Below are 26,136 nucleotides of genomic sequence, written 5' to 3'. Positions count from 1 at the left end.
GATTATAGAAAGGATGATTATTATGCGAAACAATTCAAACAAAGAAGATGTTATTGAAATTATCCACGAAACGTTTGATAAGGGAAGAAAGGGGTAGCTTGAGGTTGGACAAGCTACTCCCTGAAATAAGCTCCCCCTATATTCTATTGATCTCCTGAGCATTCCATTCCAAACTTATAAACCGGGGATAAACTTTACTAATAAAACCATGAATCTGTACTTACCATCCAATACTTAGGACACTTAGGACGTTATTTTAAGGTTATACCTCAGATATTTAATATTCCATCATTTTACCAAAGAAAAGATAATATTTATGTAAACATAAAGAAACCAACTACTGAAAACTAGTTGATTTCTTTATTAAGGTCAAGGATTTTGAATTCATCTTTCTTCTAAAGAGGAAAGTCCTGTATCTATGACGTTTTATAATTTTGCTTTTTCTAATTCTACTAGGAATTTATCATTAAGAATCTTAATAAATGTACCCTTCATCCCTAATGAACGGGATTCGATAACTCCCGCACTTTCAAGCTTTCTCAAAGCATTCACAATAACAGAGCGAGTAATACCTACGCGATCAGCAACTTTAGATGCTACTAACAAACCTTCTTTTCCATTGAGTTCTTCAAAGATATGTTCTACTGCCTCTAACTCACTGTAAGATAACGAGCTAATTGCTTGTTTCACGATAGCTTGGCTTCGTGCTTCTTCTTCTAACTCTTCCGTTTCGCCATGTAAGATTTCCATTCCAACAACTGTTGCACCGTACTCAGCTAATACAAGATCTTCATTGGTAAATTCTTTTTCTAGACGAGAAAGAATTAACGTACCCAGTCTCTTTCCTCCACCAATGATTGGTACAATCGTTGTTAATCCAGTTTTAAATAGGTCTTTGTGTTCAACTGGGAATGCAGTATATTCAGAATTAATATCTAGATTTTCAACAGTTGATTCAACATAGAATAAACGATTTGTATATTCTTCAGGGAACTTTCCTTCTTCAAGCATTTGTTTCATACGATCTGTTTGCGCCTCTTGTGGCATTTTAAAACCGAGAAGCTTCCCTTTTCTGCTGATAATGTAAACATTAGAATGGATCATCTCAGACAATGTTTCTGCCATTTCACTAAATCTAACTGGTTTGCCTCCAGCATCCTGTAATAATGCATTAATCTTCCTTGACTTTGTTAATAAATCCACAATATTTCCTCCATTTTAATCTATATTCATAGCTAGTCATTTTATTATCATAAGGATCGACGAATGATAGTATGAACAGATTTCCTTATTCTTCTACCATAACCATAGGTTCTAGTTCGTCTCCATTTAACAATCTTCCTTTATTACGGTAGAGATATTTGTTAATAAAGTAACATATCCAATTTTAAATAATAATACAAGTTACGACAAAAAACAATCTTTATAGACAAATTTTGCATCTTTTTAACAATTCTGTAACAAAAGTAAACTAGGATTACTTACTCATTTTATATTCTGTGTTTTGTGATAATCTACCTATTATAATAACATATTTCAGTCTATTTTATATTTACAAATTTGTGAATAATTTTATATATGTCTAAAAACAAAAAAAGATGTCACTTTATAGACACCTTTCGTTAGAGCGAACTGCTCAATATGTTCTTTTGTCGTAATTTGTAATGCTTTTAATGCTGCTACTATAAATTAGCTTATCGATTGGAGCAAGATAGTATAAGCCTCCTGAATCACTTTTATAATTAAAAATAAGTTTAATTATATACTGCTTTACTTTCTAATTGCTGCTCCAGAAACTGGTGACAAGCCTCAACAATATAGTCTTTGTCATTGTCCATAGATGCTACATGATATGAATCATGTAAAATGAGAAGCTTTTTACTCTTAGAACTTATTTGGTTTAAAATATAATTTGTATTCATTGGTGGTACAACATGGTCATCTTTTGATCTGATCCCAAGTGTGGGACACTGGATTTCACGCAGAATCTTTGGTGTGTCACTCATCAAAGTCTGAAGTTCATGGATGGCATGCAAGGGCGTTCTCGAATAAGTAATCTCAGATACGTTCTTCGCTTTAATGTCGGGTGCACTCTCATCAATATACCTTGGTTCCATTTGCTCTCTTAGAGGATCATATGCAGGAAGAGAAAGAGCGGTGTTGATAAGTATTAATCCGGCAATATTAGGGTATTGGTGAGCCAATTGAAGCGCTAGGGTTCCACCCATCGACTGACCTAGGACGAAAACAGTGGTACACTCCTTTTGCAATGCTTTATATCCATCTTCTAAAGATTGGTACCAATCATCTTTTGTACATTTCTCTAAATCCTTATAATGGGTTCCATGTCCTTTTAATCTCGGTGCATGAACTGTGTACCCTAAGCTTGCAAATGCTTCTCCTATATACCTTACACTTTGTGGGGTCCCCATAAATCCATGAGAAATAAGAATACCAATCTTGTTTTTCCTTATATAAAAAGACTCCGCACCTGGTATAACTGGATACTTTTCCTTCATGATGAACAGCTCCTTTTTCTTTCATTTCATCCCAACATTATAATTATTAATTATATCAGTTTACTAGGATTTAATGCAATAAAAACCTTTTAGTTTCAAAAGTAAAGAAGCCAAAATGGGCTATCAAAAGAAAATTCGAGCGATGCCTAATGAAGTCATGTCGTTTCGGTAATACTCTCTAACCTAGGATATCGCCCGACTTTTGAATTTAAAAGCATTTATGCCCGTCGCTCTTTCGAATATTGCCATTTTCGATTAATCTGGATGATAACCATTTTTCATTAATGCATGATATATATCATCTATATGTTCTTTGTTCTTCGTTTCAAGCGTAAGAGATAACTGTGCTTCATTCGGAAAAATTTTATCACCAATACGATTTAGTGAAATGTCAATGATATTTGCCTGCTGTTCAGAAATGATTCTTAATATTTTTTCCAAGTTACCTGGCCGGTCTTTATGAATAAGCTTGAATTGCATGACTCTCCCAGCTTCTACCATGCCCCGTTCAATAATACGGGAGATAAAACTGACATCAACGTTACCACCACTAAGAATGGCAACAACTTTTTTATTTTTTATTGGAAGCTTATGATGAAGCAATGCAGCTAATGAAACGGCACCAGAACCTTCTACGAGCAACTTATTTCGTTCTAGAAGCAGAAGCATTGTTTTGGCAATCTGTTCTTCATCCACGGTAAACATTCCATCCACATATTTCTTAGCAAGCTCAAAGGGATGTTGTCCTGGACGTTTGACCGCAATTCCATCTGCCATTGTCGGGGTGGAATCTACCGTTAATAATTGATTCTGCTTTAGCGATTCACTCATACTTGGACAGGCCTCTGCCTCAATCCCATAAATTTGCAGGTGAGGATTCTTTTCTTTCATTGCCGCTGCAACCCCTGCAATTAAACCACCGCCTCCAACCGGGCATACTACAGCATCTACGTCTGATATTTGTTCCAAAATCTCCAGCCCAATCGTTCCTTGTCCAATTATAATAGCAGGGTCATCGAATGGATGAATAAATTTGGCCTCTCGTTTATCACGTAAATCTAATGCATAAGCGAGAGCATCATCAAAGCTCGCTCCATGCAAAATAATCTCAGCACCATATGCTTCTGTAGCTTGAACCTTGCTTATTGGTGCACCAGTGGGCATCACAATCGTACAAGGTATACCTAACATCTTACTTGCATACGCCACGCCTTGAGCATGATTTCCCGCAGAAGCTGCTACAACGCCATTTTTCAATTCCTCCTTTTCAAGAGAATGCATTTTATTATAGGATCCTCGAACCTTAAATGAGCCTGTTTTTTGTAAATTTTCAAGTTTCAAATAAATATCGTTATCAGCCATGTTGCTAAACGTGAGTGAATAGTCAAGTGGTGTGCAATGAACGACACCTTTTAGCTGGTCATTTGCTTTTTTAATATCTTTTAAAGAAACCAACGCAGTCTCCCCTTATGCCTGTACTGATTTTAGTATTTTGCCAAAACTATATTAGGCTTATACACAGATAGGAAAAGCTAGAGGCACTCTCTAGCTTTAATGGTCACGGATTACTATATAATCAAGAAAATGTGCTAAAAAGTTTGTCTTAGTCTGCATTTGTTCTAATACTTCCACGGACCTCAAATAATGCTCCCACATTTCTTTTTTTGCACCCTCTGTTCCTAGTACTGTGACAAAAGTAGAGTGGTTGTTCTTCTGATCGATATGAGTCGGCTTCCCGATAACATTAAACTCACCTTCTACATCCAATAGATCGTCTTTTATTTGAAAGGCAGCCCCAGCATGGTATGCGAACTTTTTCAGTAAACTAATCTGTGTATCTTCTATACCAGCAAGAATAGCTGGCATCACTAGAGAAGCTTCAAATGCAAGTCCTGTTTTATAGAACACCATGGTATGAAGCTCGTTTAGACTTAATTGTTTTCCTTCCGAGCCCAAATCAAGGGCTTGCCCTTTACACATTTCCGCTGTTGCTTGAGCAGAATAATGAATCAGTTTGAGTACTATTTTAGAATCAAAAGCATCTAGCGTTGCTTGTGCTTCAACAGCCTTTTGAGTTAAAAATAATCCTGTTAATTCGGCAATCGCTGTGTTATATACTTCGTGAACGGTTGGCCTTCCTCTACGAAAAGCGGAATTATCCTGTGCGGGTAGATCATCGAAAATTAAGGAAGCAGTATGCATGTATTCGATAGATTTAATTAATGGGAGAAGTTCCTCTTTATTTAATCCATATTCATGAATCCCTTGCACCCAAGTTACTATTGGACGGAGACGTTTTCCATTACTTTGTAGGCTGTAATTGGCAGCATCCAGAATGGAGTCCCGTTGCAGAGCGTTCTCCGTTGATAAAGGCAAAAGCCGGTTGATCTCTTCTCGTGCTTCTTCTATTATGTCACTAAACGTCTCTCGCTCCTGTCGCTGGTTGCGTAACAATCTAAGCACATGATCACGAAGCAGTTTATCAAAGAAGTTTATATGATCTGCCTTTTGTATCAAGTTTTGAATCAAATTATTTAAGGAAGGATGGAAGTCACCGAGGATGCTCATTAATTCCTTATATTTAGGTGAGCCAACTTTTTCTTTAAAACGTTTTTGACTGTTAATTGCTCGATTTAAAATCACTTCACAGGTTTTTTCATCCGCATCATATACCTCATGAATGAGGTGATAAATAACTGTCCAATACAATTCAAACGGGTTTATTAAATCCTTTCTTTGGTCATGATGGGTTAAATAATATGTGTAGGGAGTCACTGCACCGTCCTCTAAATCCTTAAACATATCCGTAAAATCATCTGCAAGCTGATTATATATTCCATAGTAGAAGGTCCGAGAATCAAAGCCTTCATCCTTTGGTGCGCTGATTGCCGTACGTACTATAAGTCGTGACGAAGCAGATTTTAAGATAATTGGAATAAACAACTCTTCATTTGTATACGTTGTGTCAGCTAAGTCTTTTACACGATCAACTTCCTGTGAACGAAAAAACACATATGCTTGATCGAAAAATATTTCTCTTGTGTCCTGGGTTTGATAGTCTTTCATATAAAGGAATGCATCGCGCAATTCTCTGTGTACTGATTCGATGAATTCCCTATTTTCTCCTTCCCAGTTTTTTATTTCAGGTACGAAGCCCGTGCTTAATGTAGTATGGATAAGTTCAGAATATTGCTCTTTTTCTTTAGCTGACAATACATGAGAATCCAATAAATCATCAATAAACGGATAAGTTAACCCATATGCATAACCGAGACGAATTGCTTCCGAAAGCTTTTGTTTACGTACATCTGGTTTAATATCCTTATCCATTTCATCCTCTGCATGCATGATAACCCCGGCAATAATCTTGATAAGTTTACGCTGGGCATGTTCTACATCCATTTCATCAGGAATGATGGAAGATACCTTTCGAAGCTTTTCAATCAGCCAAATCATTGTAGACTCAATGCCTTCTTTTTTCCCGTAACGGTATAAACCAGCCGTACTAAAGGTTTCTAAACCCTTGGTTTTATTTGGCGATTTGGTAAGCTGCGTTTTCAATCGCTGGACTACTTCCTCAATCTGTTGTGCGGTTTCAGGATTGTTTAATGCCTTACCTAAATCCCGTATAAAAAGATAAGACATAGAACGGTCCAGATAATTATCCAGCTCCCCTGTTCTGTCCAGCCATTTTATATAACTATGGTAGTCCTTTTCCTCTCTACTTTTAGATCTCCCAGCAAGACGTGAAAGGAGGGATCTTCCTTTTATATGTTTTTCTTTCCATGTTTCCATATCCTTTATTAATGGCTGAACATAGTTCTTATTATCAAGTGCTTGTTTTAAGGCATGAAAATAAATTAGCGCCATACCCTGTGCATGCTGATAAACTTCTTCGGTGTTTAATATCTCTTGATCTTGTTTCCTCATATTCAATTACATTCCCTCTGTGTTTATGTTGTCTGAATCCTTCTATCCGCACAACATCATATTTTTTCTTAAAACATAACATCTTTAAAGTTGGATGGCTATTTTGGAGTTCCCTTATTATAAGTATTGGGGATTATTTATATATATGGTGTTTATTGGTAAATATGAAAGAGGTGGATGGAATTATCTGAAATCCCTTAATTATATTAGCTCAAAACCAAGCTAAGCAGCTAAAAAGCTCCCACGTGGGAGCTTTTTAGTATGGTATATTTCCTTTCAAGAACGACTGCAGCTCTTTATTGATAATCTTTGGATATATGTATCCAAGATTAATTCACCCAAAGCGAATATACTACTTCAAGTAAGAGAAGAATGTAGACAATATTGTAATCATTCATCCCGACAACTGATAAATCTTCACTCAATAAGATGTCATTATTCTGATACATATCAACAGCTACATCAAGGTCTTCTATGTATTCATAGTTCTCAACGGAATCATCATACTCCGTTAAGAATGTTTCTAAATCATCTTTTGAGGCAAACCCATAGCTATCCAACGTTTCTTGTAAATTAGCATCATCAATTGCTGTTCCTTCCCAGGGATTTAAATACATGTCAATCATAACATCCAAGTCCTCAATATATTCATAGTTCTCAATGGAATCGTCATGCTCTTCTAAGAAAGCATCTAATTCCTCTTTCGAACCGAATTCGTATGATTCCAGTATTCCTTGCAGACTTGTATCATCGATTACAGTACCTTCCCACGGATTCAGATACATATCAATAGCAAGATCTAAATCACCAATATAGTCGTAATTATCAATGGTATCCTCGTTTTCCTTCAGGAATGACTCTAGTTCTTCCTCAGATTCAAATTGATAGGTTTCCAGCAGTTCTTTAAGGTTCTCCTCATCGATTTCAACCATACCGTTTATGTAATAATCGATGCTATAAACAAGATCTTCCTCAAACACAAGATATTCACTGTCTAAGACATCCTGACCTTCCATGATATCGCCAAATTCTATTAGTAATGCATTTAATTCCTCTCTTGTTAAACTAAATTCATCTAAGACAGGCTGAATGGATTCTTCTGTTAATGGGATACCAAGCTCATCCACTGACCAGAAATGCTCCTCCAAGCTCCAATCTTTACTCTCGAGATGTTCAGTGTATGCTTCCTTTTCCCAGCCTATCTCATCTAAATACGCTTCAAATTCCGGATCATCCAATTCTACTGCAAGAGCGGTGTTAGGCAAAACAGAAAAACTAATAATAATTGCAAATAATAAGCCAACAACTTTGTGCTTCAAAGTGTCTCCCCCTAATAAAATTGTAAATTGCTAGATGTATTATACTGGGAAAGATTAAAAAAAGCTATAGAAATCAAAATCTTTTCATTTTAATTAGGAATATTAATATTTACACTGTTATAAAGATAGATATAGTCAAATGAAAAAAATTGTGGTAAAGTGGAATTCAACTAATCGGCTCCTGCAGTCAGTTAACCTGTGATAAAAATTCTAAAGATACTCTTTTAAGGTGTGATGTTGATGAATCGGCTGATGACCATAGCGTTTCTACTGCTAATTTCATGTTTCTTTTATATGACCTTAAACGATTATCATTCTTTACAAATTTACCCAGAAAAAATAGTAGCAGACCTCCATTCTACAGATAACCACTCATTCAGTAGTGATCTTACAGATAAAGCACCCCTTCCCATTACGAATAGCTTACTTGTCATCTTTATACCTATCAGTCAATTTTTAGTATTTTCGCTGATTAGAGCAAGAAGGAAATTATTGCTTACCCCGGTCTTTTATCAGGCGAATTACTTGATCCAGCCTTTGAATTAAACATTTTTTAAACTAATTCAAAGGAGGATCTGAAATGTTACTAATCCGATTTATCATCATAGGGTTCTTTTCCTTAACAGCTCTTTCCCTTTTTACCTACCAAGGAATTGAGTTCGTGCAGGCCTTAACCGAATATTTCAAACAGAAGTCCTAAAGAAAAAAGTTCAGGAGATTATCTACAACTCCTGAACTTTTTTTCTTTATATTTTTATATTGCCCAGTCTCCCTTTCGGAAAATAGGGATAACAGTACCATCTTCCTTGATACCGTCAATATCCATTTGGTCAGATCCAATCATAAAGTCAACGTGAACAATGGAAGTATTCATCCCATGCTTCTGTAATTCTTCTTCACTCATTTTTGTTCCACCTTGAATTGTTGTTGGGTACGCTGCACCAATTGCTAAGTGGTTAGAGGCATTCTCATCAAATAAAGTCGTAAAGAATGTGATGCCTGATTGTGAAATTGGTGAAGGATCTGGAACTAATGCTACCTCTCCAAGTCCAGTTCCACCTTCATTATCAAATACTAATTTTTTGATGGTAGCATCTCCCTTTTCTGCAGAGATGTCAACGATTTTCCCATCTTTAAAGTGAACTTCTATGCCTTCAATTAATGTACCAGCATAGCTAAGTGGCTTGGTGCTGCGAACTACACCATCCATCCGGCGGGTATCAGGTGCGGTAAATACTTCTTCTGTAGGCATATTTGCAATAAACTCTTCTCCTTTTGGATTAAAGCTCTCTGCACTAGCCCATATATGATTCTTCGGTAATCCTAGTTTCAAATCTGTTCCAGGTGCTTTGTAATGTAATGCATCAAACTGAGCATCGTTTAATTTTGCTGCTTTCTCTTTAAGTAATTCTTTATGTGCATCCCATGCTGCAACTGGATCTTCTTCATAAACTCGACAAGTTTTGAAAATTTGATCCCATAAGGCATCTACCTGTTCTTCTGTTGTTTGTAAATCAGGAAAGACCTTTGCAGCCCAGCCTGCGCCAGCCGCCGCTGCTACTGTCCATTTCAGGTCATCGTTCTGAGTTGCAACTCGTTGAGCTTTAAAGGCTTTACCGGCTATGTTTTGGAAGGCTGCCACTTTTTCCGGATCCACTTCGTTAAGTAAACCTGGATCACTCGATAAAACGGAAAGTCGGCTTACACGATGATTCAAAACATGATCCTCAGATTCCTGAATTTCATAATCCTTAATATCTGTCAGGACCTCTTTAGACTGATGTAAATAATGCTGCTGAGTAATTTCATCATCAGACCATTTGACAATGACTTTTTCGGCACCAAGTGCATAGGCTTCCTTCGTTATATAGCGAGCAAGTGGAGCTTGATCCACGTTAATTGTCATCTTAACCCAATCACCGGGCTGTAAATTAATTCCTTTTGCGACTAAAAGCCTGGCATACTTTTTTAAATTTGCTTCAAAGTTAGGTAATACCATTTCCATTCCTCCAATACTATTTTCCACATACTTTATCTTATTATAAAACAGTTGAAAATACTCGTGAAAATACTTAATCCATAAAATATGATTAGGTTTAAGATTTCGGATAAGCAGGTTTCCTGAGGTGAATCCGACCTCGTTAACAACTGATATTTATTCTTCGTCTACCCAGCTTCCCACTACAGGCATTGTATAAATTTTCCTTCATCATAAGCATTCTAGCTTTACCTTTTTATCTTCTTCCTGTATGTTTTTGTTAGAATATGGGAATATAATTTATATGAATTATTATTGCACGTAAGTGAGGAGGAACTCGAATGGACGAAATTGAAGTTGGCGAAGTGTTTACAATTACAGATGAGCAGGAAGAAGATCAAGAAGTAGAAGTACTTGCAAAGGTAACACTGGAAGGAAAAGATTACATTGCAGTAAGCTTCGTAGCTGATTTACAAGAAGATCGTGAAGATGACATTGATGTATATTTTCTAGCGGTAGATGATGAAGGTGATGTAGATGCAATTCAAACTGATGAAGAGTTTGACAAAGTATCTGAAGCATTCGATGCCATTTTAGCCGAGAACGAAAATGAGTAAACACAAGCGTGAGCTTTCATTTAGAAGCTCACGCTTTTTCTTTCATAATAAACATTTTCTCTGCATAGGCTGAATGAAAAAGGATGAGAAATGTGCCTATTACTTTCCCTGTGAGCACTAGAACTCTTGTCATTCATCATGGGTCAAATATTCATGTTTATTACCCACAGGTTAATCGGATGAAAGATACTACTCTTGCTAATCATATTAAACAATTGATTATAAAAGACACGCAAACCCTAATTAATCTTCAGGTTGGCAATATGCCCTCCACTCTGGAAGAAATGCTTGGTAGTTATGCATTGAAGAATAACCAACGGAAAGTATTCAGTTTAACTTTAACCAATTATACATATCACGAGAAAGCTGCACATGGAATGACTTTTATTAAAGCATTAACCTTTGATCTGACGAAAGAAAAGAAAGTAAATCTTGCTGATCTATTTAAACCAAGAAGTGACTATAAACAACGCCTTTCTAAGCTAGTGGAGGAACAGATCATCGCACGGGACGTTCCTTTACTCGGAGCATTTACCGGCATTAAACCAGACCAAGATTTTTACATTGCCGATAAAACACTTGTACTTTTTTACCAGCTATATGACATCACACCATATGTCTATGGCTTTCCAATGTTTCCAATTAATATTTATGACATACAAGATATTATAAATAAGGATGGACCACTTGAAAGGCTGGTGGAAAATAACTAAGAATCTAATATTTTATAAATTAATAAACTTCCAGCTTCCTATGCGAAGAATTGGATACCTATCATTAAAAGATAATAGTGAGGATACGACTAACTTTTTCATTAATTTAGTCACATTTTTCTCCTTCATTCATATAATAGCTTCTGTGTGTGATAATATTACGGAAGGAAGAGGAAGAATGGAAGAGAAATCAACTATGGTCAAGAATCCAGTTTTAAAATTAATCGATACAGGATATAAAGTAGTAGAAATCAATATGTCTGATGCTACTGAAAATTTATATGCGGTTTGCACCCCAATTAAAATGAAATAATTCAGACTGCCTTATTAAGGCCTCTCTAATGTAACGAATACATAAAAGAGAGGCCTTTTATCGTTTGCGACCTTCTCTTGAGGAAAAAGCATTTAATGGCAGGCTCATTACCGACTATTTACTGGGGAAAACTTCCTTGAAGCCCATGCTTTTTCATGTGTATATTTCATGCTACAATAGGGCTGACAAGGAGTGGGATGAATGCCCAGAATACGAACTATTATTTTTTTGTTATTACTTGCTTGGGGATTCTGGCACTTCTATGGTGACATATGGAAACAAGCTGGGTTCCAAGGCGTTTACGATGATATACGAACCGATATTAATCAAGTAAGTGAAAATCCGACGATCCATGCCGTGGTAGATACCATAAATCAGGAGTTTCAACGCTTCATGGGAATGGTACAAGATAATATCGGTGAGGACGAAACTCCAAATGAACCAATGGTTGAAAAACCTGAACTCCAACAACCAACAGAGCAAGAGTTTTCTATTAATAATATAGAGATAGGTGATATCCGCTCAGAGGTGGAAGCTAAGGTTGGTGAACCGAAACGTGCTTCGGAAAATGAATACGGAGTAGATTGGGTAGCTTATCATGAGAACTATCAAAATTTCTTTATGGTCGCTTACGATGACAAAGACCAGGTAGCAGGCTTATACACCAACCAAGACTTAGTATCGTCCACACATGGGATTAGCTTGGAAAGCACCCAAGAAGAGGTACTTGCTGCTATAGCAGAAGAGCCATTAGATGGCATCCGAAAAGGGCTTGTTACGTACCAGTTAGATAATAATCAAGAGTATGACATCTTTTTAATGGATGATAACTATATTACGATCTTTTATGATAAACATGAAAATAAAACCGTAACAGCTATCCAAATTATAAGTAAAGAACTGGAGCAAGAAAAGAAAGCTTATTTCGGCGAGCCTAACGATGACTTAAAGCAAGGCTTTGAGTATCAGCTATTTGATTTAACTAATGCAGCGAGAGTGAATCATGGTCTTCCTGTACTAAGCTGGGCGGAACCGGTCAGACAAACCGCCAGGGACCATAGTACAGATATGGCGGTGAATAATTACTTTAGCCACACCAACCAGGAAGGACAATCCCCATTTGATCGAATGACAGAGGATGCGATTTCCTATACGATGGCTGGTGAGAACTTAGCCGCGGGACAGCCAAGCAGTATTTTTGCCCATGAAGGTTTAATGAATTCACTTGGACATAGGGAAAATAAATTGCATACCGGATTTGAAGCCCTTGCTGTTGGTGTTGCATTTAATGAGGATGATCAACCTTATTATACTGAGAATTATTTATCCAATTAAATAATTTAAAAAGCCAGAATCCCAAGACTCCGGGAGGCTGGCTTTTGTTATTTTTAAGAATTTCATGCAAATTCATCAGGAATATGAATGTATTAATCGTTTCTCGTTTTTTCTAATCTTTCACATAGAAACCATCTGTAGAAGTAACCATTAACTCAATAATCTGTTTAGCCATATATTCTGGTTCCTCAGAGAAATCTTCCTCAATCCAACGAATAATGAGACCTGCGACACCGTGAGCTCTGTATATGTATAACCATTTTGGATCAAGTATAGTACCTTCACTCATCACATAATTATATTCAGCTATAAATAATTCCTCTATTGCTTTTGCCATCTGATAACGAAAATCCACCCGTATATGATCACTTAATAACAATCGATAAAGTTTGGCATTTCCTTTAAAGTAATGGAATAACGTAATGTCTTCAGAATTCATTTCATGAAAGTTTACTTTGCTCATTGATTCGTAAGGAACACGGATTTGTTGGACCATCTCAGTCAGCACGTCTTTAATACATTCATTTAATAAATTATCTTTTGTTTCGAAATTTGCATAAAAAGTTCCTCTATTATAATTTGCTTCTTTCACAATTTCAGAAACTGTAATTTGTTCAAAGGTCTTTTGATAGAGCAATGTTATAAAAGCCTCTTTTATTGCTGCTTTAGAACGTTGTACTCTTTTATCATAATAAAGTTCCATCCCTCCACCTCACCTCTAAATGATTTATCATCTATATTTTACAATTATTACTGAACAAAACCTATCCTTTTGTTCAGTAATAGACAATCTAAATTTTTTGTTTATTGCTGAAAAATGACAAATTTCGATATAATATCAATTGAAAGCGTTCTAAAATTATTTTAGGAGGTAATGATAATGACATTTCCAGTATTAGAAGGAAAAGTTGCAATAGTAACTGGTGCAGCAATGGGGATGGGAGAAGCAACTGCAAGACTTTTTGCTGATGCAAAAGCGAAAGTTGTTATTGCGGACTTTAATGAAGAAAAAGGGAATGAAGTTGCACAGTCTATTAAAGCTAATGGCGGAGAAGCAGCATTCGTTAAAGTTGATGTATCTAATTCAGAACAAGTAAAAGCAATGGTTAAATTTGCTGTAGATACGTATGGTAAATTAGATGTAGCGGTAAACAATGCAGCACTTACTCCAGACGACAAACCAGCTGCTGAATTTGATGAAGATTACTGGGATCGTTTAATGTCAGTAGATTTAAAGGGTGCAGCTCTTTGCATGAAATATGAATTACAACAAATGAAAGAACAAGGCCATGGTGGCTCTATTATTAATATTTCTTCCGTTAGTGGGTTCCGCCCACAGCCAAATAACATCGCTTACGTTGCTGCCAAGCACGGTGTTGTCGGTATGACGAAGGTTGCAGCATTAGAAAATGGACCCGAAAACATTCGCGTTAACTCTGTTGCACCAGGTGCTATTGATACCCCTATGCTTCGTGGTGCTCTTGAACAATTTGGCTATACAGAAGAAGAGTATGCTCCACAATTAAGTTTGCTAAATCGCTTCGGCCAAGCTGAAGAGATTGCTCAGGCAACATTATGGTTAGCATCTGACGCATCTTCTTATGTAACAGGAACAACGATTCACGCTGATGCAGGCTATACTTCTCGATAATTGAAAATCCAGCATAAAAATCTACAGTTTTTTTTAAAATTGTAGGTTTTTTATGTTTGGATTTTATCAAGATGGGTATATATTAGTAAACGCTCATTAGTAAAATATAAATAACACTCCTCAATACATCCGACTTCATTTTGTCGGGTGCTTTTTTATACTTGATATTTTTCCAAATTAATGATGCCTTTCTCCCCTACCTCCACTCCTTCGATAATTAAGTTAGTCTTCTGCTCTAGAAAAGTCTCTTCATCCTGAACAGCGATCTTGCCTTTCGCATTAATGACACGATGCCATGGCAGCCGATGCTTCCTGCTCATAGAGTGAAGAATCCTTGCTACTTGACGTGAAGCACGAGGATTTCCTGCAAGTCCAGCAATTTGTCCATAGGTCATTACTTTCCCTTCTGGTATTTCCTGGATAATTTTTATAACTTTCTCTGTAAACGGAGTCATAATATTCACCTCCCAAATATAGTGAAACTTCACTGAGTGTTAGTACCCCAAGGGTATGAGTATGAGGCCCTTGAACGAATCGGGCGTTTATTGGCTGTTAGTCCCCTATTACTATCCTTGTATCCTACTCGAATTCTTGAAATAGGGCAAACACTCGTTAACTTGTGATAAAAAAGACGATTTTTTTCGTAATTACAGAGTACAATCAAACGTATTTTTCATGTTTATAGTATAATAGACTTATAATATTATCCAAAACAAGAGAGGAAAGTCAAATTGAAGAAATTATTAACAGCATTGCTTACTGCAACACTTATCTTCGCTCCAATAGGTGGCTCTATTTTTCAAGATCATTCTATTACAGTTGAGGCGAAAAAGTATAAATCAGGGAAAAAGAGCTTTAATTATAATAATAGCAATAGCAACAGCAATAATAGTTCTTTATTCCAAAATAATAAGAAGGACTCCGTATCTACAAATAAATCCACTAGTAATACCAACCAAAAGGGTGGATTCATGTCTGGCGGCCTGATGAAAGGGTTAATGCTTGGAGGACTTGCAGGTCTTCTGTTTGGTGGCTTACTGGGTAACTTAGGCATTCTTGGTTCTTTATTAGGCTTGGCGGTTAATATTATTGCCATTGTTGCTGTTATTGCTATCATTCACAAAATCTATACTTTCATTAAGAATAAAAAGAAAGAAGAAACAAACACATGGAGAAACTAATCATTCCTGAGCAGGATATCATCAATGCGCTTTGCGTCTATATAGCACGAAAAAAGGACATTAAGCCTGAAGAAGTTGAAGTGGAACTTCAATATGACGATGATACTGGTTTTTCTGCGGAAGTTTTTTGGTCTGGCAGACAGCAAGTACTTGTCATGTCCAATCTCATCGAAGCTATTCGTATGTGGCTAAAGGAATTTCTTCACCGTGATCCCTATGCTGGAATTAAACTAGATTTAGATGATGAAGAAGGCATTTTTGCTATTATTCAGTAAGGAAAGCTTTTTAGTAAATATCCCTTCTCATACCCATAATAGAGACAGGATTCTTATCTCAATAAGAATCCTGTCTCTATTTTCATTTCTTCTCTTAGAAACTTACACCATTCCATGAATCTCTATAAGTCTCTATAAGCACCTCTTTCAGTAAGGATTTTTCAAGTTAATTAATATAAAGGCTTCTAGTCTATTAAGAAATTAATCAAGAGTTCCCTCCTCTCCCTTCCTGTAAAGAAAAATTCTATCACTCTTTTATTCCGTAAAATTTCTTACAATTCACGGTTGACAGACTAATATTTTAGGTGTAAATTGAATATATATTAAAATCAAATAATAGAATATTCTTATCAAGAGAGGTGGAGGGACTGGCCCTTCGAAGCCTCGGCAGCGGACTTTTTATAGTACTGTGCCAATTCCAGAAGTTATTTACTTAAAGATAAGAAGAGAGCTAAGTCTAAAACACACCCTCTTCTTATAAATAAGAAGGGGGTTTTCAATTTTATTAGAGTGATAGAATAGATATTCATTTATTTGGAATAAGGATTTAGTGCATATACAAACCAAACAATAGAAAGAAGGAATATAATCATGACAAAAACTATAGTAAAAGCACCATTTAGAGCAGATCATGTTGGAAGCTTGCTTCGTCCAACAAACCTCCTTCTAGCAAGGAAAGATTTTAAAGAAGGAAAAGCGTCTGCAGAACAATTACGTGAAGTAGAAACAAAAGAAATCAAACACATTGTTGATAAACAGATTGAAGTAGGTCTTCAAGCAGTTACAGATGGAGAGTTTCGTCGTGATTGGTGGCATTTGGATTTCTTGGAGCATTTAAACGGAATCGAAGGCTTTACACCAGATTATGGATATACATTTAGCGATAACGTAGAAACAGATCGACATCATGTACGCAATGTAGGAAAAATCTCCTTTAACCCTGAACATCCATTTGTAAAAGACTTTGTTGAATTTAAAGAAATTGTTGGAGACCGTGCTGTAGCGAAACAAACGATTCCAAGCCCAAACCAATTGTTTGAGCATACGATACGTAATCGAGAAATCTATCCAGACATTGAAGATTTCGCTAAGGATGTTATCCAAGCTTACCGTGATGCTGTAAAGGCATTTTATGATGCTGGCTGTCGTTACCTTCAATTAGATGATGTTTATATTGCTGGTCTTTCTTCCCCCGATTATAACTTAATTGACGATACCTATACGAGAGAACAGCTAATTGATTTGGCAGTTCGAGTTGTAAATGGTGTATTAGAAAATCAGCCTGAAGATTTAGTGGTCACAACTCACCTTTGCCGCGGGAATTATAAATCAGCCCATGCTTTTGGTGGCAGCTATGCACTAGTAGCACCAACCCTTTTCGCTAAGGAAAAAGTAGATGGATTCTTCCTAGAATACGATGATGAACGTTCAGGGGATTTCGAACCATTAGAACACGTTCCAAACGGCGGTCCACAAGTAGTACTAGGCGTATTTACTTCTAAAAATGGTAAGCTTGAGGATAAAGATGCAATCAAAGCTCGTGTTGAAGAAGCAACAAAATATGTACCTTTAGAGCAATTATGTATTAGCCCTCAATGTGGGTTCGCATCAACCCACCATGGGAACAATCTAACAGAGGAAGATCAATGGGAGAAATTAAAATATATCGTGGAGGTATCTAAAGAAATTTGGAGCTAATCTAAAAAGACTGGTCTGATATTACGAAACAAAACATCAGACCAGCTTTTTTTTGTTTAGTTCAAGGAAGCCTTAAATTTTATAGATTGGTAAAATCCTCTTTACACTGCCCTTTGCGTGAAGAGTTTTGAAACTAATTCTGGTGTTTTAAGGAACAATGAAGCGGTTGATTGTAATATAACCCTTCATTTTATTTCAACATCGACTTTAGTCTTTCCGTTCTTTTCTTCAAGTTTAATAATCCCCTTTGAATAAATATACATAATAATGCATATTTACAAATTCACCTTGTCGTAGTATACTATTTTTAGTTTTCTAATATTTAACGTTTTGTAAACAAAGACATAGCATTATACACGACAAGAAGGATGGGATTAAATTTGGAACATATGGGAATTATTTCATTACTACCACCAATATTAGCAGTAATTCTTGCTATCATTACAAAGAATGTAATTATTTCATTGTTTTCCGGTGTCTATATTGGGGTGCTGATATTAGTAGGAGGTAATCCACTCCAAGCAACAATGGAAACGATAGAAATGTATATTTACCCTCAGTTATCTGATGGTTATAATACGGGTGTGCTTGTCCTATTATTTTTCATTGGTGGCTTTGTATCCTTAATGGAGAGTTCGGGTGGAGGTGCCGCACTTGCTTATAGTGCAATTAAATACATAAACAGTCGAGCAAAAGCGCAAATTTCCGCATGGATTGGCGGTCTAATTATCTTTTTCTCTGACTTAGGATCGCCTCTCATTGTTGGACCAGTATTTGAGAAAGTCTTTGATAAATTGAAGGTTTCCAGAGAAAAGCTTGCTTGGATTATTGATTCCACTGCTTCTCCAGTTGCGGTATTAGTTCCGTTTATTGGATGGGGTGTATATATCATGGGATTAATGAAAAATGAATTTGACCGATTACAAATTACGGCATCAGAATTTGATACGTTGGTTCAAGTTATTCCTTTTCAATACTATGCTATTTCTGCTGTATTAATGGTTCCATTAATTACATTTGCCAAGCTTGATTTCGGACCTATGGCGAAAGCCGAAAGACGGGTACAAGAAACAGGTGAGATTTACTGGCCAAATTCCAAACCACTTCGTAAAGCGGAAGCAGATGGAAAGTATACGGAAGGAACAAGTGCCATTCTTATTTGGCTGCCATTACTTGTTTTGTTTATCACTTTGTTTGGTCTATTAATCTCATTTGGCTTCCCATTTGAACAAGTACCCGGCAGTGATTTCCGTGTTTCTTTAACAACAGCATACCTATTTGCTGCCATTACCCTTATTATTTTAATGATGGCATTAAAACTGAAGAAATTCGGAGAAATCTTTGATATTTATACTTCCGGAATGCAAAAAATGGTATATGTAGCAGTAACACTTGTGCTTGCATGGGCACTTGGAACAGTTATGGGTGAAATGGGAACTGCAAACTACATTGTCGAGGCAATGCAAGGAAATATTCCTGGTTTTATCATTCCTGCCATTCTTTTCCTTGTAGGTACCATCATGTCGATAGCTTCTGGAACTTCTTGGGGAACCTATGCTATTATGTTTCCTGTTGCAATTCCAATGGCTGTTGGTTTGGATGCACACTTACTAGTATGTATTGGAGCCGTTTTATCTGGTGGGATGTTTGGCGACCATTCCTCCCCTATTTCTGATACAACGATCCTATCGTCAACAGGGGCAGGTACAGACCATATCGACCACGTAAAAACGCAATTTCCTTATGCTATCCTTAATGCAGCAGTTACCTTTGTCGGCTTTATCGTGGCAGGCATAACTGGCAGTGCTTGGACTTTACTATTTACACTGGCTCTATTAATCATCATTGTATTTATTATTTCAAAAGTAGATAAAAAGAAACAGTTAGCATAAAGGGAAACTTCAATCAGCATAAACAAAAAGGAACCCGTACCATTTTGCATAGTGGTACGGGTTTCCTTACTTGTTATTAATGAAGATATGAAGATGCATACAGCCTATCATATTATGTTGCAACATACTTACTAAATCTCTTTTCCATACTTTCTTGCAAGTAGCCGATAGCGATACAGATTGGCCAGTAGATGAGCGCAACCAAGATGTACATCGTCATCGCATCAAATTCCCTTCCAGCTACAATCTGTGTTTTTTGAAAAAGCTCTGGTACAGTAATAACTGCAGCTAAGGAAGTGGCCTTGACCAAATCCATAAAGATATTCGTCATTGGTGGTATCGCAATACGAACGGCTTGTGGCAGAATAATACTTCTTAAAGTAAACCAATATCCCATTCCTAATGCAGCAGAAGCCTCCCACTGGCCCTTATCTACACTACTCAAGGAAGCACGGTATGTTTCAGCACTATAGGCAGCACAGTTTAATGAAAACCCGAGAATGGCTGCTGAGATTGCATCTAAGCGAATACCAATCACTGGCAAACCGAAATATAGAATAAAGAGAAAGACCAGGATTGGAGTTCCCCTCATAAAGGAAATGTAAATTCTAGCCGGCCATCTAAGTAAGATATTTTCAGAACTTCTTGCTAAAGCTAGAAATAAGCCTAACACTAAGCCAATCCCCATACTAGCGATAGAGATAAGAATAGTCATAGGTAATCCTTCTAATACAAATGGCAAGCTTTCAAGTGCTAATTGAACATCAAACAATCCACCAATTTCCATCATTTAGCCCCTTACAGATCCAAGCCTTCAATAACTTCAATTTCACCTTCTGGCTCTACAGAAGCATCTTCTTCATAGAATTGAATTGCAATTTCAGATAAAGTTCCATCCTCACGCATTTCGTTCAAAGCTTTGTTGATTTCCTCTGTTAACTTATCTGCTCCCTTTGGAATAACAACAGCTTGTTTTGTTGGATGGAATTTCAAGTCCGGATGAACATGCAAATCAAAGTCTGGGAACGCCGCTACACCGAATTTTGTCAAGTAATAATCGTTAATAACAACGTCTGTTCTTCCATTACTTACGTCACTTAAGTATGCTTCATTTGGAGCATTTCCATATGTAATGACTTCTCCACCGTAATGTTCTGCAATTTGACTATATATAGTAGTCGCACCGCCCCCTGCTTTTTTCCCTTCTAAATCTTCCAGGGATTCGATTCCTGAGTTGTCGGATTCACGAACAGCCATTACTGTATAAGAATATTTATATGGATCACTGAAATTAAATTCCTCTTTTCGCTTGTCTGTTGGCTCTATATCATTCGCTGCTACGTCAATTCTGCCACTTTGCACAGCTGGTAGCATACTATCAATTCCCATAATCTCAAATTTAACATCTAAGCCAAGACGATTAGCAACCTCTTTCATTACTTCCACGTCATATCCAGTTAATTCATCATTTTCATCATAATAGGAAGCAGCAATTAACGTACCAGAAGTACCAACTACCAATTCACCAGACTCCTGAATTTGTTCCCATCTTTCATCTGTGGTTGCTTCCTCAGAAGTACTTGCATTTTCTTCTTTAGTAGAATCTGTGTTTCCATCTTCCTCGCTTGCTGTTCCACAAGCAGCTAATATGGCCGCAAATGCCATAAAAAGAAGCAATAAACTGATTTTTTTCATACTGAGCACCCCTTTGAATTTGTTATATTATTTTGGATAATAAAACTATAACAGATAATATTTACATTTACAAAGCAAAAGATTACACTCTTGTAACAGTTAATTATTTTTTTGTAATACAGATTCTTCAAGTCTATGAAATGCAAAAATACCTTCTACCCTTTTCGAGTAGAAAGTATTTGATTCTATTCTTCATTTGTCACTCCATTACCTATCGTAATTGTCTTTTTAGGCATGGTATGTAAATCTCTTGCCGTTGTATGAGCATACATTTCATAGATGCCGTCTTTTTCAAAGTTTGTTTCTGCTGTATAGGTGCCATCTTGATGATTTGTTGTATCTAGCATGATAGATTCTTCTTCTAATCCTTGTTCCCAAATCTCAAAAGTTACTTCCTCTGCGTCTATAACAAGGGAGTCTCCATAGTAAACGGTTGCTTTTAGTGGAACCGTTTCACCCACTTCAGCTGTCTCGGGCACTTCAAAATCAACTTCTAATGCTGCAAGTTCTTCTGCACCCTCTCCATCTCCTTCTTGAGGAGTTCCTTTTACAATATAAAAACCAATAGCAAAAACAATGAGAACAAGCATTATAATAGTCAATATTCCTTTATTCACCTAAATACCTCCACTTTAATATCTAATATTAATTATACAATGAGTTCATTTTTAGTTGCAAAGTAAAGGTATTCTCTGTGTTTATTAAACACATAATCTTCATTGTTACCTATTAATAAAATCCTCTAGCCTTTTCTGATATTCCTTTACAGCAACTGTATATCCTTGTGAATGGGTGGCCCCTGGTACAATCCAAACATATTTCTCTCCCCCAGCTGCTTTATATAACTCATGAGCCATTTTGGTTGGAACCAATTCATCCTCCTGCCCATGGATAATATAGAGTGCGCGCGTATTCTTTTCCACTTGATTAATGGCAGATGCTTCTTGGAAGGTGTAGCCAGCCCTTACATTTGCCATAATACTCGTTAGATGAAGAAGAGGAAAGGATGGCAAGTTATATAGGTGCTTTAACTGATGCGCAAGCTCTTCCATTACCGATGTATAGCCACTGTCTGCAATGATGCCTTTTACTTCGGAAGGCAAATCTTCTTCCCCACTCGCCATTAGAACTGCCGAAGCTCCCATTGACTTACCATGTAAAATAATTTCTTCTACTCCATAATTCTCAACTAATAGATTCGCCCAATCCAAATAATCCATTCGGTCGTCCCATCCGTAACCAATGTAATCTCCCTCGCTTTGCCCGTGTCCTCGTGCATCAGGCAGTATAATATGATAGCCCAGTTCATAATAGAATTTAGCATACTCCCCCATTTTCATTCCATCTTCCCGGAAACCATGTACTAATATAACTGCTCGATCACTTGAATTCTCTTGCTGAATAAAATGAGCTTTCAATAGCAAGTTATCTTTCGATACGATTTCCAGCTGCTTTAACTCTTGCATAGAGAACCACTGTTTCGCTTCATCTATGATTGCTTGATTCTCCTCACTTGTCACTACTTCCACCACTTCTTCTCCACTATACAACTCTACTTCTGTATCACGCATAACTGCTTCTCCATAAAAATAATTAATGACAAGGAGCGTGAATAACAAGAGGAGGATGCATACAGAAACACCGGTTAATATCCACCTTTTCTTTCCCACTAATATCCCCACCTAAATGCATTACTTTAATATTATCTTATTTTTCAACTGGTCAAACTATACGTTATCATTCACGTGAAACTTCGCTCAATCGGGGCTAATAGCCAATTTACCTGTAATAAAATCTGCCTTTTCTTTTAGCATCTATATGGTTAATTTCTAAAAGACTTTATATCTATAACTTTCTAACTATTGAAATATTATCTTAATGATGTTGTAACCTAAATTCCGTTTTATACTCTGATTTAACGGGTAATATTTAAGTAACCAATTAGAAAGGAGTGTTTTTATATGTACCTTAAAAAATTACTAGTAGGAACTGTCTCTATTGCTGCAGTCATTACTTTAGCAGCTTGTGGTGGTGGTACGGAAGAAGAAGCACCACCAACAACTGAAGATCCAAGCACGGAGCAACCTGCGGATCCTGGTACTGAAACTGACCCAGGTACTGGTACTGAGCCTGGCACTGAAACTGATCCTGGTGCTGGTACTGAGCCTGGTACCGAAACTGATCCTGGTGCTGGTACTGAACCTGGTACTGAAACTGAACCTGGTACTGAAACTGAACCTGGTGCTGGTACTGAGCCTGGTACTGAAACTGATCCTGGTGCCGAAACAGACACTGAGACTGATATGGAATAAACAAGCAAGTAGCTAGTGGTTTTTCATTTTCTTAAGCAACATAATAACCTCCCCGTTTATATAAATTTTGGCCGTCTACTATGTCCTTGGTAGACGGCCTTTTTTATAAGTACAGATACACAGCCACGCAGCCAGTTACAATTTGGGCTTTTCTACTGTAAAAACATATGGTGTAAGCAGTCCAATCATAATAGTAAAATATCTTTTTGCAGGAGAAAAATCTCTCATTATTATCCTTCCTAGATAAATAAAGACTTCTCTGAAAGCATATTCCAGAGAAGTCTCTTATCTTCATGACTAAAACTCTTCATAAGTTGCTGGATCTTGATTCTTATTTCTCCCATCTGACCGGGTAAGTGCGGAAATCGCAAGCATATCAGATTCGTCCAGCACAAAATCAAAGATTGATAGATTCTGTATTTGGCGCTCTGGAGATGCTGACTTCGGTATGGAAACTGCTCCTAATTGATAATGCCAGCGTAAAATAATTTGAGATGTAGTTTTATGATATTTTACAGCAATTTCACGTATAGTCGGGTCTTGCATTGCCCCATTTACGCGCCCTAATGGACTCCAGGATTGGGTAGTAATATTATTTTCATCATGCCATTTTCTTTGTTCTTCCTGATTGAAATATGGATGTAATTCAATCTGGTTTATGCTTGGCTTTACTCCAGTTTCTTCTTCCAAGCGCTGCAGATGCTCTGGCAGGAAATTACATACTCCAATGGAACGAACAAGGCCCCATTTCTTCGCATCAATTAAAGCTTGCCAAGCTTCCATATATGTATCTTGCTTTGGATTAGGCCAATGAATTAAATATAAGTCGAAGTAATCCAGTTGTGCACGATATAACGATTCCTGAATCGCCGTTACGGCTTTATCATAAGCTTGATAGCGCCCTGGCAATTTAGAAGTAACGATCAACTCCTGCCTTGGAGTCGCACTCCGTCTAATCGCTTCCCCAACTGTTCCTTCATTTTCATAATTATAAGCGGTATCAATTAAACGATAGCCGCTATCAATCGCATTAACAATTGCATTTGCTCCTTGATTTCCATTTAATTGATATGTACCAAAACCAATTACCGGTACAGTTAGCCCATCATTTAGTTTTATTTCTGGAATGTTATTATTCATGTTCTATCTCCTCCCTTAATTAAAGAATACCATTCTCTGAATTGTAGATTCAATTATATAATCTAAAAAAAAGAAGAAAAGGACCATCCATACTTGAATGATCCCTTTTATAACATCAAGCTTTCGCTAATTCATAGATAGCTTGGGCATAAATTGCTGTTGCTTTTAATAAGTCATCAACGTATGCATATTCATCCTTTTGATGCATAACATCTTCTCGCCCTGGAAACAGCGCACCAAAGGCAACCCCTTTATCAAGTGCACGCGAATACGTTCCCCCGCCAATAGCAAGCAGTTCCGCTTTTTCCCCCGTTTGCTCTTCATAAACCTTTTGCAATGTTTGAATAAGTGGATCCTCTTTCTCCACATAAGTCGGTTTAGAATCGGAGAAGTTTTCCAGTTGCAAGCCTGCTTTCCTTAACACGGATTCCATTTTCTCTTTTCCTTCTTCGATAGAAAATGTCACAGGATAGCGCATATTTAATCCGGTACGCCCTCCAGATTCTTTGCTATAGTTCATCACTCCAACATTAATCGTTAAATCACCAGACTCATCTTCAAAAACGATATCGAATACTTCACCGCGATTCTGGTTGTGGAACTGAGCTACGGTCTCCGTATACGTTTTACCAGCCTCATCTAGCTCAAGATTGACTAAAAACCGCGCTAGATATATACCGGCATTTATTCCATCATTAGGCTCTGCACCATGAGCACTTTTTCCAACCAATGTAAAAACAAGTTCACCATCTTGTGCAGAAGCAGTCCCCTCTATATTATTCTCCTCTAGATAATCCAGATAGGCCTTATCATAATTATTAATACCGTCTTGGAAAGATAGGTGTGCTTCTGCATAATCCGGCACCATATTGTATCTTCTTCCAGATTGGAAAGAGGTTAATACAAATGGACTGTCAGAGACTCCAGGAGATTCTGCTTGTACGACATCGACATCCACAATTCCTTTCTCCGCGTAAATGATCGGAAAATCTGCATCCGGTACAAATCCCGTTGTTGGCATTTCTTCTTTAGAGAAATAGTGGTCTACACAACGCCAATCACTTTCTTCATCGGTCCCAATAATTAGTCTCACTCGTTTCCCAAGGTTAAGCCCAAGCTCCTTGACAATCTTCATACCATAATAAGCTGCCATAGTAGGCCCTTTATCATCACTGGAGCCACGAGCATAAATTCTCCCGTCCTTTATAACTGCACCATAAGGGTCCACACTCCAGCCATCCCCTTCTGGTACTACGTCGACATGCCCTAGAATACCGACAAGCTCCTTTCCCTCTCCCATTTCCAGGTGGCCAGCGAGATTTCCTACATTTTTAGATAAGAAGCCATCTTTCTCCCCTAGATTTAATACAAAATCCAGTGCATCTTTGATTCCTTTACCGAGTGGAGCATCAGCTGTTGCATTCTCCTCTTCAAGGACACTTTTAATTCTTAATAATCCTTGTAAATCTTTTATCAGATCATCTTTTCTTTTTAATACTTCATCCATCCATTGAATATCACTCATGATATGTATTCACTCCTTTTCTTGCAATATTTATATTGTACTC

The 26,136-nt window shown here is 37.1% G+C and carries 24 protein-coding genes and 1 riboswitch; of the genes, 10 read left to right on the top strand and 14 right to left on the bottom strand.

Features of this window, described 5'->3' with window-relative positions; translation table 11 throughout:
- Nucleotides 1–426: 426 nt before the first annotated feature.
- From codY to D8M04_RS08245, 6 genes are all read right to left on the bottom strand, one after another.
- Nucleotides 427–1,203 carry a GTP-sensing pleiotropic transcriptional regulator CodY gene (codY, locus tag D8M04_RS08270; RefSeq protein WP_121522457.1) on the bottom strand — a complete coding sequence of 259 codons (777 nt, stop codon included), beginning with the start codon at nucleotides 1,201–1,203 and terminating at the stop codon, nucleotides 427–429.
- A 551-nt stretch (nucleotides 1,204–1,754) separates the two neighbouring features.
- Nucleotides 1,755–2,519, bottom strand: coding sequence for an alpha/beta hydrolase (locus D8M04_RS08265; protein ID WP_121522456.1), 765 nt, complete (start codon nucleotides 2,517–2,519; stop codon nucleotides 1,755–1,757).
- A gap of 255 nt (nucleotides 2,520–2,774) precedes the next feature.
- Entirely contained in the window at nucleotides 2,775–3,974 is a 1,200-nt protein-coding gene (gene ilvA, locus D8M04_RS08260) for a threonine ammonia-lyase (RefSeq protein WP_121522455.1), read from the bottom strand.
- A 96-nt stretch (nucleotides 3,975–4,070) separates the two neighbouring features.
- Nucleotides 4,071–6,449, bottom strand: a complete 2,379-nt coding sequence (locus D8M04_RS08255) for a polyprenyl synthetase family protein (protein WP_121523096.1) — start codon at nucleotides 6,447–6,449, stop codon at nucleotides 4,071–4,073.
- A gap of 329 nt (nucleotides 6,450–6,778) precedes the next feature.
- A complete protein-coding gene (locus tag D8M04_RS08250) occupies nucleotides 6,779–7,768 on the bottom strand; it encodes a processed acidic surface protein (protein ID WP_158595096.1) in 990 nt (329 codons plus the stop codon).
- 754 nt (nucleotides 7,769–8,522) lie between these two features.
- On the bottom strand, nucleotides 8,523–9,767 hold the full coding sequence (locus D8M04_RS08245; RefSeq protein WP_121522453.1) for an aminopeptidase: 1,245 nt from the start codon (nucleotides 9,765–9,767) through the stop codon (nucleotides 8,523–8,525).
- A 320-nt stretch (nucleotides 9,768–10,087) separates the two neighbouring features.
- Between D8M04_RS08245 and D8M04_RS08240 the strand changes: the two genes are divergently transcribed.
- The 4 genes from D8M04_RS08240 to D8M04_RS08225 all read left to right on the top strand — a co-directional run bounded on the left by D8M04_RS08240 (nucleotide 10,088) and on the right by D8M04_RS08225 (nucleotide 12,724).
- A complete protein-coding gene (locus D8M04_RS08240; RefSeq protein ID WP_121522452.1) occupies nucleotides 10,088–10,363 on the top strand; it encodes a DUF1292 domain-containing protein in 276 nt (91 codons plus the stop codon).
- Nucleotides 10,364–10,455: 92 nt separating this feature from the next.
- Nucleotides 10,456–11,076, top strand: coding sequence for an RsiV family protein (locus D8M04_RS08235; protein WP_246001164.1), 621 nt, complete (start codon nucleotides 10,456–10,458; stop codon nucleotides 11,074–11,076).
- Entirely contained in the window at nucleotides 11,051–11,389 is a 339-nt protein-coding gene (locus D8M04_RS08230; protein WP_121522450.1) for a hypothetical protein, read from the top strand. The genes D8M04_RS08235 and D8M04_RS08230 overlap by 26 nt, the downstream gene beginning before the upstream one ends.
- Nucleotides 11,390–11,590: 201 nt before the next feature.
- On the top strand, nucleotides 11,591–12,724 hold the full coding sequence (locus D8M04_RS08225; RefSeq protein WP_121522449.1) for a CAP domain-containing protein: 1,134 nt from the start codon (nucleotides 11,591–11,593) through the stop codon (nucleotides 12,722–12,724).
- A 112-nt stretch (nucleotides 12,725–12,836) separates the two neighbouring features.
- On the opposite strand, the gene D8M04_RS08220 is transcribed toward D8M04_RS08225, so the two are convergent.
- Entirely contained in the window at nucleotides 12,837–13,427 is a 591-nt protein-coding gene (locus D8M04_RS08220) for a TetR/AcrR family transcriptional regulator (RefSeq protein ID WP_121522448.1), read from the bottom strand.
- A gap of 177 nt (nucleotides 13,428–13,604) precedes the next feature.
- Between D8M04_RS08220 and D8M04_RS08215 the strand changes: the two genes are divergently transcribed.
- Nucleotides 13,605–14,375, top strand: a complete 771-nt coding sequence (locus D8M04_RS08215; RefSeq protein WP_121522447.1) for an SDR family NAD(P)-dependent oxidoreductase — start codon at nucleotides 13,605–13,607, stop codon at nucleotides 14,373–14,375.
- Between the two features lie 155 nt (nucleotides 14,376–14,530).
- Here D8M04_RS08215 and D8M04_RS08210 read toward each other — a convergent pair whose 3' ends face one another.
- A complete protein-coding gene (locus tag D8M04_RS08210; RefSeq protein WP_121522446.1) occupies nucleotides 14,531–14,830 on the bottom strand; it encodes an MGMT family protein in 300 nt (99 codons plus the stop codon).
- Nucleotides 14,831–15,106: 276 nt separating this feature from the next.
- On the opposite strand from D8M04_RS08210, the gene D8M04_RS08205 reads away from it, so the two are divergent.
- The 4 genes from D8M04_RS08205 to D8M04_RS08190 all read left to right on the top strand — a co-directional run bounded on the left by D8M04_RS08205 (nucleotide 15,107) and on the right by D8M04_RS08190 (nucleotide 19,421).
- Nucleotides 15,107–15,556: a hypothetical protein gene (locus D8M04_RS08205; protein WP_121522445.1), complete on the top strand. Its 450-nt coding sequence runs from the start codon at nucleotides 15,107–15,109 to the stop codon at nucleotides 15,554–15,556.
- Nucleotides 15,544–15,831: a YxcD family protein gene (locus tag D8M04_RS08200; RefSeq protein WP_121522444.1), complete on the top strand. Its 288-nt coding sequence runs from the start codon at nucleotides 15,544–15,546 to the stop codon at nucleotides 15,829–15,831. Before D8M04_RS08205 ends, D8M04_RS08200 begins: the two co-directional genes overlap by 13 nt.
- Before the next feature lie 344 nt (nucleotides 15,832–16,175).
- A riboswitch (SAM riboswitch) is annotated at nucleotides 16,176–16,277 on the top strand.
- A 145-nt stretch (nucleotides 16,278–16,422) separates the two neighbouring features.
- Nucleotides 16,423–17,529, top strand: a complete 1,107-nt coding sequence (locus tag D8M04_RS08195; protein ID WP_121522443.1) for a 5-methyltetrahydropteroyltriglutamate--homocysteine S-methyltransferase — start codon at nucleotides 16,423–16,425, stop codon at nucleotides 17,527–17,529.
- A 389-nt stretch (nucleotides 17,530–17,918) separates the two neighbouring features.
- Complete coding sequence (locus D8M04_RS08190; protein WP_246001192.1) at nucleotides 17,919–19,421, top strand: Na+/H+ antiporter NhaC family protein; 1,503 nt, start codon at nucleotides 17,919–17,921, stop codon at nucleotides 19,419–19,421.
- 112 nt (nucleotides 19,422–19,533) lie between these two features.
- Here the strand turns inward: D8M04_RS08190 and D8M04_RS08185 are convergent, their stop codons facing one another.
- The 4 genes from D8M04_RS08185 to D8M04_RS08170 all read right to left on the bottom strand — a co-directional run bounded on the left by D8M04_RS08185 (nucleotide 19,534) and on the right by D8M04_RS08170 (nucleotide 22,786).
- A complete protein-coding gene (locus D8M04_RS08185; RefSeq protein WP_425464011.1) occupies nucleotides 19,534–20,208 on the bottom strand; it encodes an amino acid ABC transporter permease in 675 nt (224 codons plus the stop codon).
- A gap of 11 nt (nucleotides 20,209–20,219) precedes the next feature.
- Nucleotides 20,220–21,116, bottom strand: coding sequence for a transporter substrate-binding domain-containing protein (locus D8M04_RS08180; RefSeq protein WP_121522440.1), 897 nt, complete (start codon nucleotides 21,114–21,116; stop codon nucleotides 20,220–20,222).
- A gap of 185 nt (nucleotides 21,117–21,301) precedes the next feature.
- The gene (locus tag D8M04_RS08175) at nucleotides 21,302–21,733 is read right to left on the bottom strand and encodes a FixH family protein (RefSeq protein WP_246001163.1); all 432 of its coding nucleotides are present in this window, start codon (nucleotides 21,731–21,733) and stop codon (nucleotides 21,302–21,304) included.
- Nucleotides 21,734–21,838: 105 nt separating this feature from the next.
- The gene (locus D8M04_RS08170) at nucleotides 21,839–22,786 is read right to left on the bottom strand and encodes an alpha/beta hydrolase (protein WP_121522439.1); all 948 of its coding nucleotides are present in this window, start codon (nucleotides 22,784–22,786) and stop codon (nucleotides 21,839–21,841) included.
- Nucleotides 22,787–23,077: 291 nt separating this feature from the next.
- Between D8M04_RS08170 and D8M04_RS20170 the strand changes: the two genes are divergently transcribed.
- Nucleotides 23,078–23,428, top strand: a complete 351-nt coding sequence (locus D8M04_RS20170; protein WP_187695429.1) for a hypothetical protein — start codon at nucleotides 23,078–23,080, stop codon at nucleotides 23,426–23,428.
- Between the two features lie 297 nt (nucleotides 23,429–23,725).
- On the opposite strand, the gene D8M04_RS08160 is transcribed toward D8M04_RS20170, so the two are convergent.
- Both D8M04_RS08160 and pepV read right to left on the bottom strand, forming a co-directional pair.
- Nucleotides 23,726–24,568 carry an aldo/keto reductase gene (locus D8M04_RS08160; protein WP_121522438.1) on the bottom strand — a complete coding sequence of 281 codons (843 nt, stop codon included), beginning with the start codon at nucleotides 24,566–24,568 and terminating at the stop codon, nucleotides 23,726–23,728.
- A 115-nt stretch (nucleotides 24,569–24,683) separates the two neighbouring features.
- The gene (gene pepV, locus D8M04_RS08155) at nucleotides 24,684–26,093 is read right to left on the bottom strand and encodes a dipeptidase PepV (protein WP_121522437.1); all 1,410 of its coding nucleotides are present in this window, start codon (nucleotides 26,091–26,093) and stop codon (nucleotides 24,684–24,686) included.
- Between the last annotated feature and the right edge of the window lie 43 nt (nucleotides 26,094–26,136).

The organism is Oceanobacillus piezotolerans (assembly GCF_003665065.1).
Taxonomy (GTDB): Bacteria; Bacillota; Bacilli; order Bacillales; family Amphibacillaceae; genus Oceanobacillus; species Oceanobacillus piezotolerans.
Note: the sequence above shows the minus strand (reverse complement) of the source record. Positions and strands in the feature narration are given on the sequence as shown.

Coding starts and splice junctions, on each gene's coding strand:
- pepV (WP_121522437.1), bottom strand. CDS start 26,093: ATGAGTGATATTCAATGGATGGATGAAGTATTAAAAAGAAAAGATGAT.
- D8M04_RS08185 (WP_425464011.1), bottom strand. CDS start 20,208: ATGGAAATTGGTGGATTGTTTGATGTTCAATTAGCACTTGAAAGCTTG.
- D8M04_RS08190 (WP_246001192.1), top strand. CDS start 17,919: ATGGGAATTATTTCATTACTACCACCAATATTAGCAGTAATTCTTGCT.
- D8M04_RS08245 (WP_121522453.1), bottom strand. CDS start 9,767: ATGGTATTACCTAACTTTGAAGCAAATTTAAAAAAGTATGCCAGGCTT.
- D8M04_RS08255 (WP_121523096.1), bottom strand. CDS start 6,449: ATGAGGAAACAAGATCAAGAGATATTAAACACCGAAGAAGTTTATCAG.
- D8M04_RS08215 (WP_121522447.1), top strand. CDS start 13,605: ATGACATTTCCAGTATTAGAAGGAAAAGTTGCAATAGTAACTGGTGCA.
- D8M04_RS08160 (WP_121522438.1), bottom strand. CDS start 24,568: ATGAATAATAACATTCCAGAAATAAAACTAAATGATGGGCTAACTGTA.
- D8M04_RS08265 (WP_121522456.1), bottom strand. CDS start 2,519: ATGAAGGAAAAGTATCCAGTTATACCAGGTGCGGAGTCTTTTTATATA.
- D8M04_RS08200 (WP_121522444.1), top strand. CDS start 15,544: ATGGAGAAACTAATCATTCCTGAGCAGGATATCATCAATGCGCTTTGC.
- D8M04_RS08210 (WP_121522446.1), bottom strand. CDS start 14,830: ATGACTCCGTTTACAGAGAAAGTTATAAAAATTATCCAGGAAATACCA.
- D8M04_RS08225 (WP_121522449.1), top strand. CDS start 11,591: ATGCCCAGAATACGAACTATTATTTTTTTGTTATTACTTGCTTGGGGA.
- D8M04_RS08195 (WP_121522443.1), top strand. CDS start 16,423: ATGACAAAAACTATAGTAAAAGCACCATTTAGAGCAGATCATGTTGGA.
- D8M04_RS20170 (WP_187695429.1), top strand. CDS start 23,078: ATGTACCTTAAAAAATTACTAGTAGGAACTGTCTCTATTGCTGCAGTC.
- D8M04_RS08180 (WP_121522440.1), bottom strand. CDS start 21,116: ATGAAAAAAATCAGTTTATTGCTTCTTTTTATGGCATTTGCGGCCATA.
- D8M04_RS08220 (WP_121522448.1), bottom strand. CDS start 13,427: ATGGAACTTTATTATGATAAAAGAGTACAACGTTCTAAAGCAGCAATA.
- D8M04_RS08240 (WP_121522452.1), top strand. CDS start 10,088: ATGGACGAAATTGAAGTTGGCGAAGTGTTTACAATTACAGATGAGCAG.